12 protein-coding genes are annotated in these 11659 nt (G+C 62.9%); 6 read left to right on the top strand and 6 right to left on the bottom strand.

The annotated features are described in order from the left end of the window. Window positions 1-3: 3 nt before the first annotated feature. Window positions 4-420 carry a hypothetical protein gene (locus RIF72_RS05710; RefSeq protein ID WP_309073887.1) on the top strand — a complete coding sequence of 139 codons (417 nt, stop codon included), beginning with the start codon at window positions 4-6 and terminating at the stop codon, window positions 418-420. A gap of 21 nt (window positions 421-441) precedes the next feature. Here the strand turns inward: RIF72_RS05710 and RIF72_RS05705 are convergent, their stop codons facing one another. Continuing rightward, window positions 442-1515 (bottom strand): FUSC family protein, encoded by a 1074-nt coding sequence (locus tag RIF72_RS05705; RefSeq protein WP_309073886.1) that lies wholly within the window; start codon window positions 1513-1515, stop codon window positions 442-444. Window positions 1516-1649: 134 nt separating this feature from the next. On the opposite strand from RIF72_RS05705, the gene RIF72_RS05700 reads away from it, so the two are divergent. Beyond that, window positions 1650-2120, top strand: a complete 471-nt coding sequence (locus tag RIF72_RS05700) for an SRPBCC family protein (protein WP_309073885.1) — start codon at window positions 1650-1652, stop codon at window positions 2118-2120. Further along, entirely contained in the window at window positions 2117-2632 is a 516-nt protein-coding gene (locus RIF72_RS05695) for a GNAT family N-acetyltransferase (RefSeq protein ID WP_309073884.1), read from the top strand. The genes RIF72_RS05700 and RIF72_RS05695 overlap by 4 nt, the downstream gene beginning before the upstream one ends. Before the next feature lie 14 nt (window positions 2633-2646). On the opposite strand, the gene RIF72_RS05690 is transcribed toward RIF72_RS05695, so the two are convergent. Genes RIF72_RS05690 through RIF72_RS05680 form a run of 3 tightly spaced genes read right to left on the bottom strand, consistent with a single transcriptional unit; the run spans window position 2647 to window position 4608 of the window. After that, window positions 2647-3048: a VOC family protein gene (locus RIF72_RS05690; RefSeq protein ID WP_309073883.1), complete on the bottom strand. Its 402-nt coding sequence runs from the start codon at window positions 3046-3048 to the stop codon at window positions 2647-2649. Window positions 3049-3057: 9 nt separating this feature from the next. Beyond that, window positions 3058-3681, bottom strand: a complete 624-nt coding sequence (locus RIF72_RS05685) for an FMN-binding negative transcriptional regulator (RefSeq protein ID WP_309073882.1) — start codon at window positions 3679-3681, stop codon at window positions 3058-3060. Window positions 3682-3687: 6 nt separating this feature from the next. Further along, complete coding sequence (locus RIF72_RS05680) at window positions 3688-4608, bottom strand: DMT family transporter (RefSeq protein ID WP_309073881.1); 921 nt, start codon at window positions 4606-4608, stop codon at window positions 3688-3690. Here RIF72_RS05680 and RIF72_RS05675 point away from each other — a divergent pair. Continuing rightward, entirely contained in the window at window positions 4607-6022 is a 1416-nt protein-coding gene (locus tag RIF72_RS05675) for a PLP-dependent aminotransferase family protein (protein ID WP_309073880.1), read from the top strand. The genes RIF72_RS05680 and RIF72_RS05675 overlap by 2 nt on opposite strands. A gap of 141 nt (window positions 6023-6163) precedes the next feature. Here RIF72_RS05675 and RIF72_RS05670 read toward each other — a convergent pair whose 3' ends face one another. Continuing rightward, complete coding sequence (locus tag RIF72_RS05670; protein WP_309073879.1) at window positions 6164-7795, bottom strand: MFS transporter; 1632 nt, start codon at window positions 7793-7795, stop codon at window positions 6164-6166. A 629-nt stretch (window positions 7796-8424) separates the two neighbouring features. On the opposite strand from RIF72_RS05670, the gene RIF72_RS05665 reads away from it, so the two are divergent. Together RIF72_RS05665 and RIF72_RS05660 are read left to right on the top strand one after the other, a co-directional pair. Continuing rightward, complete coding sequence (locus RIF72_RS05665; RefSeq protein WP_043469623.1) at window positions 8425-8625, top strand: hypothetical protein; 201 nt, start codon at window positions 8425-8427, stop codon at window positions 8623-8625. 66 nt (window positions 8626-8691) lie between these two features. Continuing rightward, the gene (locus RIF72_RS05660; protein ID WP_309073878.1) at window positions 8692-8952 is read left to right on the top strand and encodes a hypothetical protein; all 261 of its coding nucleotides are present in this window, start codon (window positions 8692-8694) and stop codon (window positions 8950-8952) included. Window positions 8953-9058: 106 nt separating this feature from the next. Here RIF72_RS05660 and RIF72_RS05655 read toward each other — a convergent pair whose 3' ends face one another. Beyond that, window positions 9059-11632: an ATP-dependent DNA ligase gene (locus tag RIF72_RS05655; protein ID WP_309073877.1), complete on the bottom strand. Its 2574-nt coding sequence runs from the start codon at window positions 11630-11632 to the stop codon at window positions 9059-9061. Between the last annotated feature and the right edge of the window lie 27 nt (window positions 11633-11659).

The following is an 11659-nucleotide window of genomic DNA, read 5'->3' as shown; positions in this document are numbered from 1 at the left end:
TCCTTGGCATTCATCTTGGCTGTGGTAGTCAGCGGAGTGCTGTTGAGCGGCTGCACCGGAACGAGCAACACGGGCTTCAAGGCTTTGGAGCGAGAGGCGACGGAGGCCGACACTCCGCCGACGGGCCTGAAACTTGAGCTATTCGACTTGGAAAAGGTGCTGTTGGTCGCTGAAGCGAACGGGAAGAAGTACTACTTGGGACAGGGCAAACAGGGCCGCCCGTCATGCCTGGTCGTAGAAAATGCGGACCCATCGCTCTCTCATAGTGGCTGCACTGATTCCATTCAGGGGGAGATGCTGAGAATCAGTGGTCCCGACCAGAAATCTGCTGTTTTGGTTTCCGACGGCTATGACACTAAGGAGCTTGAGTCGAGCGGCCTGACGAAAATCCACCCGAATATCCTCGTCGTTACCAACTGATCCCTTTACGGACTGACCCGGTTACGTAACGACCCGGCCCCTCGGGGCCCGCACCAGCACCGCCACTGCGATCCCCACCACGGCTCCCAAGAACGTCTCAATGGCACGCTCCATGACCAGCACCCCTGGATCCATGGGCGCGGCGAGTTGCGCGATCAACAGGATCACCGGCGTGAAGAACACCATGGCCCACCCGTAATGCCGTGCCATGAACAGCTCGGTGGGGAACTGGCACAGAATCACCAGCACAGCGAGCACCTCCGCGGTTTGACCGGGGAAATACTGAAGCGGCGATAGCGGACTGGGGAAAAGTACGACGGCGACTATCCCCAAGCCGAGGAACGTCCCCACGATGCGGTGGATACCCCGGTGGACGCGACTTGGGAGGTCGGCGCCCGCGAGGGGCACGGCCGCGGCAGCCATGGCCCAGTGGGGATGGCCGCTGCCGCTCAGCACTCCTATTACCCCGGCTGCAGCGACTGCGAGGGAATAGCGTGCAGCGTGAACTAGAACAGCCCGGTCCAAGGCAGCCCGAGGGTGCGGCCCGCGAAGGACCGGAACGTCCCGGCCTGCACCCGCCGCCCACGTGCGCCGCCAAAACCAGCCGCTGAAACCAACCACCAAGGAAAACGCGGCGGACGCGGCGCCGATGAGTACCGCCGTCGTGAATGGCACATTGGTTGGCACGGAGGCGCAGGCACCCAGCGCGAGGATCCCGAAGAACGGGCCTATGGGCCTGAGGCGAACGCCGTCCGCATAAAGGGATCCGGCGCCGGCAAAAAGGGTTGCCACAAGTACCAACCACCAGGAGTGGATGTGGTGGACGGAGAGGAACACGCCGATGGTGAGCCCCCCAACCAGGAACAGGGCAGCCTGGGCTTGGTGTTTGAGCCTGAGCCGATGCGTTTCGTTGCGGCCGTACATGCCGGTGAGTGCACCGAACACGGCGTACATCATAAGGTCCGGGCGGCCGATGAGAATAAGGAACAGCCCTGGTACTGCAACGCTCAGGGCCACCCGAACGGCCGAGAGGTGGTCGTTGTTGGCAGGACCCATCCGGTGGAGTTCACGGGCATGCGACATGAGTGCGGGCACGGGGGAACACCACCAATCGGTCGGGGCTTGTCTTTGGAAATTAGCACTATCGCTGCCCGGGCCGCCATTAGCCCGGTCACAACCCGTAGCGGACTTGGGCGCGCGGACGGAGGAAGTTCTGGGAAGATCGAGGTATGCCCGTCGCTTTCGTCTGCCGCACCCGCTCCAGCCTGTCACCGCAGGAGTTGTTTGATCTTTCCCGGAACATCGACGCCCACGTTGGGTCGATGACGGAGAGCCGCGAGAAGGCCATCGGCGGCGTCACCACGGGCCTGATCTCGGAAGGTGAGACTGTTACCTGGCAGGCATGGCACCTCGGAGTCCGGTTCCGCATGACCAGTCGCATAACGCGGATGGAGGCGCCGTCGTCGTTCTCTGATGAACAGGTGAAGGGTCCTTTCAAGTACCTCCGCCACACGCACGAGTTCCGGCCGGACGGCAGCGGGACACTCATGGTGGATACGGTGGAATTCGCTGCGCCGTTCGGTCCGCTGGGGAGGCTGGTGGAGAAGCTGATACTGGCCCGATACCTGCAGAACCTGATTGAGAAGCGCAACGCGTTCCTGGCGGCACCAGCCCCTCCCGTCCTGGACTCCCGGCAATGATCAGGCTCGCGCACGCGGACGACCTGCTGATTCTGCAGGACATCGAGCGTGCCGCGGGCGAGGCTTTCCGGGCTTTGGGAATGGATTCCATCGCGGACGACGAGCCCCTTTCCACCGACGAGCTGAACAGCTATGCCACGGCCGGGCGCGCTTGGGTTTCCGTCGACGGGCTCGACTACCCGGTTGCGTACCTGTTGACGGACATCGTTGACGGCAATGGACATGTGGAACAGGTCAGCGTCCACCCGGATCAAGCACACCAAGGTTTGGGCCGGGAACTGCTGCATGCCGCACGCGTGTGGGCGCGAGGACACGGGATGCAGCGCCAGACCCTGAGCACGTTCCGGGACGTGCCGTGGAACGCCCCGTACTATCGCCGCCTCGGGTTCGAAGTGCTCGACGCCGGCAGCTGGGGTCCGGAGCTGACCCGCCTCATGGAACACGAGGCCGAGCTGGGACTGACCCGCTGGCCCCGCGTAGCCATGTGGCGTCCTGTGGTCCCGCCCAGGTAACTCAGTCGGTCGGGTTAACCGGCCACCAACTCGACCTCATAGCTGTCCGTGTTGAGCAGGTATGCCGCGTAGTGGTCCGGGCCGCCGGCGTGCGGGTACTTCGACTCGAACATCTCGTACCAGCCCGCGTCCGCACCTAGTGCCCGGATCCTGTCCACGTTCTCCCGGGTCCCGGCGTGGAAGGCGATGTGATTGACCCCGGGATCTGTGCGTCGGTGGGTTGTAGCGGTGGTTGCATCAGTCTGCTCCACCACCACGTACATGCCGTCAAGCTTCCAGCTGCAACCCGTGGGCCACTCCTGAAACGGCTCATAACCTAGCTCCCCCAGGAGCCAGCCCCACTCTTCCCTCGCCCGTTCAAGGAACGGCACCCAGATCTCAAGATGGTGGATCGATCCCACCGGAACCTCGCGCATGCGCCGATTCTACGAGGTCCTTGCCCGTTCCACATCGGCTGCGCTCGCCGAGTCGCCACGGGCACGAAGTCCCGCGATGACTCCGTCTACATCAGCTGGATTGCGGTTCTGGCTGAGTTTGGTTTTCGCTTCAACCCTGCTGATGACAAGCTCGACGCCGACAATCGCCCGCAACTGCCCGGCAATGAACCGCTCGGGTGCTTCGTCCACCGTCCAAGGTCGGGGCATTCCGCCCTCATGGTGGTCGGAGAGATGCCGCACGTGCCTGCCCAGCCACTCGACGTCGTCGTGGACCACTAATTCACCGTAAACATGTGCCGTGGAGTAGTTCCAGGTGGGCACTACCCGGCCGTGTTCGGCTTTGGATGCGTACCAAGAGGGCGAGATGTAGGCATCGTTACCCTGCACGATCATGAGGGCTTCCCCCTCGGAGGCAGAGGACCACTGCGTGTTGTTGCGGGCCATGTGCGCGTGAAGGGCGCCGTGTTCACCAAGTGTGGGTTCAAAGACGAACGGCAGCAGAGTTGCGAGTAGGCCGCCGTCCGTCATAGTGACCAGGTTGCCTGCTCCGGCATGATGAAGCAGGGAGGCGATGGCCTCATCGGAGGCTGCAAAATGAGCTGGTGTGTACATGGGTTCCTACTTCCTGAGCCTGACGCGAACGGCGGCACCGGCGCAGAGTATCACCGCGAGGCCGCCCACCACGGTGGTCCACGTCATTGACTCACCTAACAAGAGCCCGGCCCAGGCGATGCTCATGACCGGTTGGACAAGTTGGATCTGGCTGACCTGCGCCATGGGTCCGATGGCCAGGCCCCGGTACCAGGCGAAGAAGCCGAGGAACATGCTCACCACCCCCAGATACGCGAAGGACAACCACTGGACGGGAGTGGCGGAAGGTGCGCCGGACCCCAGCGATACCACCGTCAGTAGGATCATCACGGGTGCAGCCACCACTAGAGCCCAGGAAATGGTCTGCCATGCGCCGAGTTCCCGGGCCAGCAACCCGCCCTCTGCATAGCCGATGGCAGCAGCCACCACGGCTCCCAACAGCAGAAGGTCCGCCCAGTGCAGCGCACCAAATCCACCGGACTGAACCAGAGCGAACACCACGGCGGCAATCACGCCCACCACTGTCAGTACCCAGAACAAGGGACGAGGATGTTCCCGTCCCCTGATTACCGCTACCGTCGCTGTGGCTGCGGGCAGTAACGCGATCACCACAGCTCCATGGCTGGCGGAAGTACTGGTCAACGCGAACGTTGTCAGCAGGGGGAATCCAGCCACGATTCCTCCGGCTACTACAGCCAGCCGCACCCATTGGACGCCACGGGGACGGGGCTGCCGAGCCAGCGCCAAAGCAAGCGCTGCGAGGATGGCGGCAACAACGGCGCGGCCGGCACCGATAAACAGGGGAGACATTCCCTCCACAGCCACCCGTGTCAGTGGAACGGTGAAGGAGAAAGTGACGACGCCAAGGAGGCCCCACCAAACACCTGTTGATGTCCGCGTGGATACCACTGGCCGCAAAAGTGTAGTAGCGCTACTATTAGGACTCATGAACAACGATAGCAGTTCCCGAATCGTCTCGCGAGTAAAAGAATGGATCGCAGGGGCTGCGCCGGGAGCCAAGCTGCCATCGACGCGCCAACTCGTTGCTGAGTACCAAGCCAGCCCCGTCACGGTTCAGAAGGCCCTCAGGACACTCACGGCCCAGGGCCTGATTGAGAGCCGCCCCGGCGTTGGAACTTTCGTCAGGGCCTACCGCACCGCCAGGCCCTCCGACTACGGCTGGCAAACAGCAGCATTGCGGGCAGCCCAAGCCGCGCGACCCCTGAACTCTGCCGCCATGCGGAGCGCTACCAACGACGTTATCGCGTTCCATTCCGGCTACCCGGACCGCGAACTCCTCCCCGAAAGACTCGTCCGCGCCGCCCTCACACGTGCCGCAAGGGGAGACGCTGCCCTGTCCCGGCCGCCAGCGCAGGGACTTCCTGAACTCCAGACCTGGTTCGCGCAGGAACTCAGTACCTCAACGCCGGTGGGCGTCACCCCACCCCAGCCGAGCGACGTCGTCGTACTTCCGGGAAGCCAGAGCGGACTCAGCTCGATTTTCCGCGGTCTCGTGGGACACGGCCAGCCGCTGCTTGTAGAGTCGCCCAGCTACTGGGGTGCGCTGCTGGCGGCGGGCCAAGCGGGCGTCAATGTCATTCCTGTCCCGAGCGGTCCGGACGGTCCCGACCCTGATGAACTGGACCGGGCCTTCGAGGAATCGGGCGCCCGACTGTTCTACGCGCAGCCGAACTTCGCCAACCCCACGGGAGCGCAGTGGTCGGCCGATCGGGGGGAAGAGGTGCTCCGGATAATCCAGCGGCGCGGGGCCTTCCTGGTGGAGGACGACTGGGCGCACGACTTCGGCATCACCGCGCCGTCGGTCCCCCTCGCCGCCAAAGACGATTCCGGGCATGCGGTCTACATTCGCTCGCTGACCAAGAGCGTCTCGCCGTCCATCCGTATCGCCGCCGTCATAGCGCGAGGTCCGGCACGCGAACGCATCATGGGGGCGCAGGCCGCCGAGTCGATGTACGTCAGCGGTCTGCTTCAAGCAGCAGCGCTCGACGTCGTCACGCAGCCAGGGTGGCACACGCACCTTCGCGGCCTCAGCCACCAGCTGCAGTCGCGGCGCGACTTGCTGGTCACCAGCCTCCGCGAGCATGTTCCGCAGGCACATCTCAGCCACCTGCCAAAAGGCGGTTTGAACTTGTGGCTGCGGATGCCGGACGGGTTCGACGTCGAACAGCTCACCAAGGATTGCGAAGCGGCCGGGGTGCTCATTGCCGCAGGCACCGAGTGGTTCCCCGCGGAACCGGAAGGACCGTACATCCGGCTCAACTACGCCGGCCCCAATCCGGGCGGCTTCCCGGAAGGTGCGCGGATCATTGGCGAGGCAGTCAGGGGTTTGCTGCCGGCTTGAGGTGAGCACCGCCGTCGAACGCTATTTAACAGCCGTAGCCACCAACCTCAAGGAGAGCGCCTTGGGGCTGGTGGCTACGGTGGGCGGCTTGCTGCCGCGAACTATCTGAATCGCTGCGCAGAAGTTGCAGGCACTGAGTTCCTAAGCGGGAGTCAGGTCCTTGCTGCCTTTGCCAAACACGGCATCATCAAGGGGTTGGCCGTCGAACGGCATCTCGTCCAGGCTGATGAGCGGGTTGGTGTCCTGCGTTGCTACGAGCTCACGTGCCTCGGCCTGGGTGTCCACGCTGGGCATGGAGCCGGGCAGGGGGCGCTGCGCGGATTCACGAAGGAAGTAGATGGCGATCGCACCGATGATGGACGTGGCCATCAGGTAGTACGCAGGCATCATGTCGTCGCCCGTGCCTTCGATCAGGCCCTGGACGATGAACGGTGTGGTTCCGCCGAAGATCGCTACCGAGAAGTTGTAAGCGATGCCCATTCCGCCATAACGGCTGGACGTGGGGAACAGCGCCGGAAGGGCCGACGCCAGGTTGGCGACGTAGAACGTCACCGGGAAGGCGACCAGGGCGAGACCAGCCAGCGTGGACCAGATATCCCCAATGCCGATCAGCAGAAAGGCCGGAATGGCGAAGACGATGGTGCTGCCTGCGCCGATCCACAGCACGGGGCGGCGGCCGATGCGGTCGGAGAGCTTACCGGTCAGTGGAATGCAAACAGCCATGATCACCAGGACCGGGATGGTCAGCAACGTGCCGTGGACGGGGTCGTAACCCTTGGAATCCGTAAGATACGTGGGCATGTACGACGTCAGGGCGTAACCAACTGTATTGGCTGCGGCTGCGAGGATCATGGCCAGCACGATCTGGCGCCAGTATGCCTTAATGATGCCAATGGGGCCCTTGGCAACGGCAGCGTCCTGCGATGCGGCGTCCTTGGCGGAGGCTTCCTGGGCGTCCAGGGTTGCCTGGAACTGGGGTGATTCCTCGATCTTGCTACGGAAGTACACGGCGATGAGGCCCAGCGGACCAGCGATCAGGAACGGAATCCTCCAGCCCCATTCCTCCATGGCTGCCTGTCCGAGCGTAAGCTGCAGGACCGAAACCAAAGCGGCACCGAGGGCGAAGCCGATGTAGCTGCCCATATCAAGGAAGCTGGCAAAGTAGCCGCGGCGCTTGTCCGGAGCGTACTCGCTGACGAAGGTGGTGGCACCGGCGTACTCGCCGCCGGTGGAGAAGCCCTGGACGAGCTTCAGGATCACCAGCAACGCGGCGGCCCAGATGCCGATCTGGGCGTAGCCGGGAAGGAGGCCGACGGCGAACGTACTTGCCGCCATGAGCATCAGTGTTGCTGCGAGCACCTTCTGGCGGCCGACCTTGTCGCCAAGCCAACCGAACACGACGCCGCCGAGGGGGCGCGCGATGAAGGTTGCGGCGAAGGTGCCCAGAAGGAAGAGTGTCTGGACGGACTTGTCTGCTTCCGGCAGGAAAACAGGGCCCATGGTGGTGATGAGGTAGCCGAACACGCCGACGTCGTACCATTCCATGGTGTTGCCGACGATCGTGCCGCCTAGTGCTTTGCGCAGCATCGGCTTGTTCACCACGTTGACGTCGGATTCTTTCAGCCGGCGCTTCGGGCGAAGCTTCGTTTTCTTTGCTGTACCTGTTGAACTTGCTGCGTTTGTGGCGACCGGGGTGTGGTCTGCCAATACCTGGTTCCCGGTGGCGTTCCTTGCGCCATCCGGAGAGACGGTGTTGCTTTGGTCTGTGGGCATTTGGGCTTCTCCTAGGGAGGTCATTTGCTTGCGACTTCTGCTGCCCCGCTCTGGGCAGGGTTTCAATTTTACGGGTTTTTGACCCAAAACCCGAGTTGAGATCCGATTTTTGGGCCATCTGGGGGTGCAAATTGCCTAGCTGTGTTGCATCTCATTACCCGCTCTTGCCCTGCAATCATGCGGATCCTGGCTCGTTCTTGCCTTCCGGAGCACGTTGTTACCAAATTGTTTGGCAGAGCCCACTTATCGGGCCGGATTCTGGCCCGGAAGCTGACGGTTTCACGGGTTGCCCGTGCGACGCCGCGGCACGCAGTGTGGTGGCGATGGATGCTCTGCCGGTCACGTTTGCCATGCTTACCGAGGAAGAATTCCTGTGGAGCATGAAGAAGCTGCAGCTGAGGGGTTCACAAATCTGCCGGGACTTGGTTAGGGTATGAGGCATGGGAACACTGATTTTTGAGTAGACCGGCGCCTGCTTCTCCATAAGCACGCTACCGCGTTTCAGCTGACAAAAATCCACGCCTGTTGAGGCCCTGCCTCCATGCCGTTCCCGTTCTCGATGCCCTTTCCCGAACCGCAACGACAGGGATGCGTGTCTCTTCAGGACTCACACTTTTAGGAGTCCACGAATGACTGCCAACCCTTCCGAAAACAAGAAGACCCCGGCTTCCGGCGGTATTAAGTCCAAACTGACCGACGCCCAGAAGGCCATGCTGGCCAGCAAATCCGGGGGTGGTGCGCCAGCCGGTTGGCAAAGCACCGGCAAGGGGCACAAGCCCACCTCCGCCAGCGGCAAGCAAGCCAAGACCGAGAAGAAGGTTCGCTGGTAAAACCAGCGGACAGGCACACCGGAAATACAGGCACACTGGAAATACAGGCACTGGAAAGGAAGAACCATGACTGCGAATCACGAGTCCGAACGCATCAATCCTGAGGTTGCTAGCCACTTGGTGGAGTCCATGGGCATGGCGCCGATGCCCGAGCCGACAACCGTCGCCGTCGCACTGGGTGCTGACCAGAGCAAGCAGTGGCCGGACGGAAACGGCAAACGTCGCCACCCGAAGGAACGCGACCAAGCCCACGGCCGTATGGGCCAAGGTGCAGCTGTGACGGCGATCCATAGGACCAGCCGCCCGCAAATGCCGCACTCGTCCTAGCGAACACGCCGACCAACTGAACCAACCCGAACCAACCCTGCGTCGCCAGCCCAACTAGGTAGCAGTTCAGGCCGTTCTGAGCACTGAGAACGACCTGAACTGCTACCTAGTTGGGCTGGCCTACGTCGCCAGGTGACTTGTCCGGACGCCAGCCACGCCACACCGGGTGCCGTAGCCGGCCCGGGCCCGTCCATTCACCGAAAGTTACCTCGGCCACCAGATCAGGGCTCACCCACTTGGCGCCCGCAGCATCCTCTCGGGGAATGTCCGCGAAGGGGGAGTCATTCACCAGCAAGGGTTTCAGTTTCTCCATGACGTCCCGAAGCTGCCAGTCCTTGAACCCGGTGCCCACCCGGCCCACGTAGTGCAGCTTGTCGCCGTCGGGGATGCCCAGCAGCAAAGCTCCGAAGGTCCCGCTCCTTGCACCCGCACCGGGACGCCAACCGCCTACCACCACTTCCTGGCTTTGCTCCAGCTTGAGCTTGATCCAGGACCTGCTGCGGCGGCCGAGCACGTAGCGGCTGTCGGCCTTCTTGGCCATGACACCTTCCAAGCCAAGTTCGGCGGCGCTGTTCATGAGATCTTCTACGTCGTGATCCAAAACTGCTGAAAGATGCAGCGGACAGCCTTTGGGTAAGCGCTCCGCAAACCCGGAAAGCCTCTCACGACGCTCTCGGAAAGGCAGTCCGCTCAGGTCTGTGCCGTCGTCGTAAAGAAGGTCGAACAGCATGAGCTGCACCGGAACCGTTGTTCGGGCTCGTTCGATGTCCGCAGCTTTGACCAGGTTCATCCGGAGCTGCAGTCGCCCGAAGTCAGGCCGCGATCCTTTGCCGAGCGCCACAATTTCGCCATCAGCCACGAAGTCGCCGTCGGGCCAGCACGCACGGTCCGTAAGTTCGGGGTAGGCGGCGGTGAGATCGTTTCCGTTGCGGCTCATGAGTCGGATCTTGCCGTCGGTGCCGGTGATGATCGCCCGGATTCCGTCCCACTTGAGTTCATACAGCCAGTCATCGCCGCGGAGATCGGCAGTGGTCCCTGAGGTGGCGAGCATGGGGGTGTAGTTCGGCATGGCTTGGGGAGCCGCGGGTTTGGCGGGATCGGGCGCAACAGATTTAGCCGTAGTTTTCCCGACCTTGCGACCCCCCGGCTGCTGTTTCATGAGATGGATGAGCCAGTTCTGACCCGTATTGATGAGCGCGAAACGTTTGGTGCCACCAAGACCACCACCTGGCTCGCCTGTAAGGGTCGCGATTACTTCCTTGCCGTCGCGCCACTTCTCGCACGTGTACTCACCGCGGTCCCAAATGGTCATAGTCCCTGCCCCGTACTCACCCTTGGGAATCACGCCAGCAAAGTTCGCGTATTCCATGGGGTGGTCCTCGGTATGCACGGCAAGGTTGTTGCGGTCAGGAGTTTCCGGGACGCCACGCGGCAGCGCCCATGACGCCAGGACGCCGTTGTGCTCCAAACGCAGGTCCAAGTGGTAGCGGCGGGCATGGTGCTCCTGGATGACGAAGATGCCGCCTGGCGGTGGGGGATCGCCGGGCTTAGGTTGATCGGAAGAGGAGCCTCCGGTTCGGGGCGAGGCAGAAGCAGCCGACGACGACGGAAACGGCTCCGGGGTTTTTCCCGGATCGCGCATCCCGACGTATTTGGCGAGACGGTTCTCGACCGTCACCACACGCTCACGGGCCCGGACCGAACCGCGGGCGGAACCGGCGGTGCCTGAACTGCCTCCGGCAGCAGCGTCGTCGTCGTCATTCTCATCTTCCCCGTGGGGCGGCAGGTGCCGGTCGGAGATGGACGCAAAGTGGTCCTTCCCGGTAGCAACGCGCTTCATGACGGCCAAGTAGTCGAGGTGGTCCAGCGAAGGGGAGGAGAGCTCCCGCCAAGTGCGGGGCGCGGCGACTGTGGGGTGGGCCTTTCCTCGCAGCGAATAGGGGACGATGGTGGTCTTGTTCCCGCTGTTCTGGCTCCAGTCCACCAGCACTTTGCCGTGGCGGAGGGACTTCTTCATGTCGCTGACCACCAGTTCCGGGTGGTCCGATTCCAGGGCGCGGGCGAGCTCTTTGGCGAAGGCGGAAACTTGCTCGGACTTCAGGGTCCCGTCGAGACCGGTGTAGAGGTGAATGCCCTTGCTGCCGCTGGTGACAGGCACAGGATCCATGCCCATGTCCTGCAGGATGGAACGGGCCAGCTTGGCAACTTCAACGCACTCGGGCAGTCCCGCGCCAGGGCCGGGATCGAGGTCCAGGACGAAGCGGTCGGGCCGGAGCGGCTTCCCTGAAGGGTCCACCTGCCACTGCGGAACGTGGATTTCCAAGGAGGCGATCTGGGCCATCCACGTGAGCGTCGCCAGGTTGTTGACCATGGGATACACGTTGGTGTGGTCCGTATGCTGGATGGCGGCACGGGGAATCCACTTCGGCGCGGAGTCCTCGAGGTTCTTCTGGAAGAACACCTGGCCGGGGTGCTCGGCCGTGCCCACGCCGTTGACCCAGCGCTTACGGGTGACGGGGCGGTTGGCAGCGGCCGGAATCAGGAAAGGTGCCACGGCGGCGTAGTACTCCAGCACTTCTGCCTTGGTGGTGCCGGTTTCGGGGTAGATGATTTTGCCCAGGTTGGTGAGGGTGAGCTCGTGGCCTTCCACGTTCACCCGCTCCTGTTGCTTGCCTGCCACCTCTTCTCCTCCGCTGGGTTGTGCTGT

The sequence above is a fragment of the Paenarthrobacter sp. genome, from assembly GCF_031180005.1.
Taxonomy (GTDB): Bacteria; Actinomycetota; Actinomycetes; order Actinomycetales; family Micrococcaceae; genus Arthrobacter.
Note: the sequence above shows the minus strand (reverse complement) of the source record. Positions and strands in the feature narration are given on the sequence as shown.

What these genes read in the sequence shown, in the direction of transcription:
- RIF72_RS05660 (WP_309073878.1), top strand. Translation starts at nt 8,692, where the DNA reads ATGACTGCGAATCACGAGTCCGAACGCATCAATCCTGAGGTTGCTAGC.
- RIF72_RS05690 (WP_309073883.1), bottom strand. Translation starts at nt 3,048, where the DNA reads ATGCGCGAGGTTCCGGTGGGATCGATCCACCATCTTGAGATCTGGGTG.
- RIF72_RS05685 (WP_309073882.1), bottom strand. Translation starts at nt 3,681, where the DNA reads ATGTACACACCAGCTCATTTTGCAGCCTCCGATGAGGCCATCGCCTCC.
- RIF72_RS05665 (WP_043469623.1), top strand. Translation starts at nt 8,425, where the DNA reads ATGACTGCCAACCCTTCCGAAAACAAGAAGACCCCGGCTTCCGGCGGT.
- RIF72_RS05700 (WP_309073885.1), top strand. Translation starts at nt 1,650, where the DNA reads ATGCCCGTCGCTTTCGTCTGCCGCACCCGCTCCAGCCTGTCACCGCAG.
- RIF72_RS05675 (WP_309073880.1), top strand. Translation starts at nt 4,607, where the DNA reads ATGAACAACGATAGCAGTTCCCGAATCGTCTCGCGAGTAAAAGAATGG.
- RIF72_RS05695 (WP_309073884.1), top strand. Translation starts at nt 2,117, where the DNA reads ATGATCAGGCTCGCGCACGCGGACGACCTGCTGATTCTGCAGGACATC.
- RIF72_RS05680 (WP_309073881.1), bottom strand. Translation starts at nt 4,608, where the DNA reads ATGAGTCCTAATAGTAGCGCTACTACACTTTTGCGGCCAGTGGTATCC.
- RIF72_RS05670 (WP_309073879.1), bottom strand. Translation starts at nt 7,795, where the DNA reads ATGCCCACAGACCAAAGCAACACCGTCTCTCCGGATGGCGCAAGGAAC.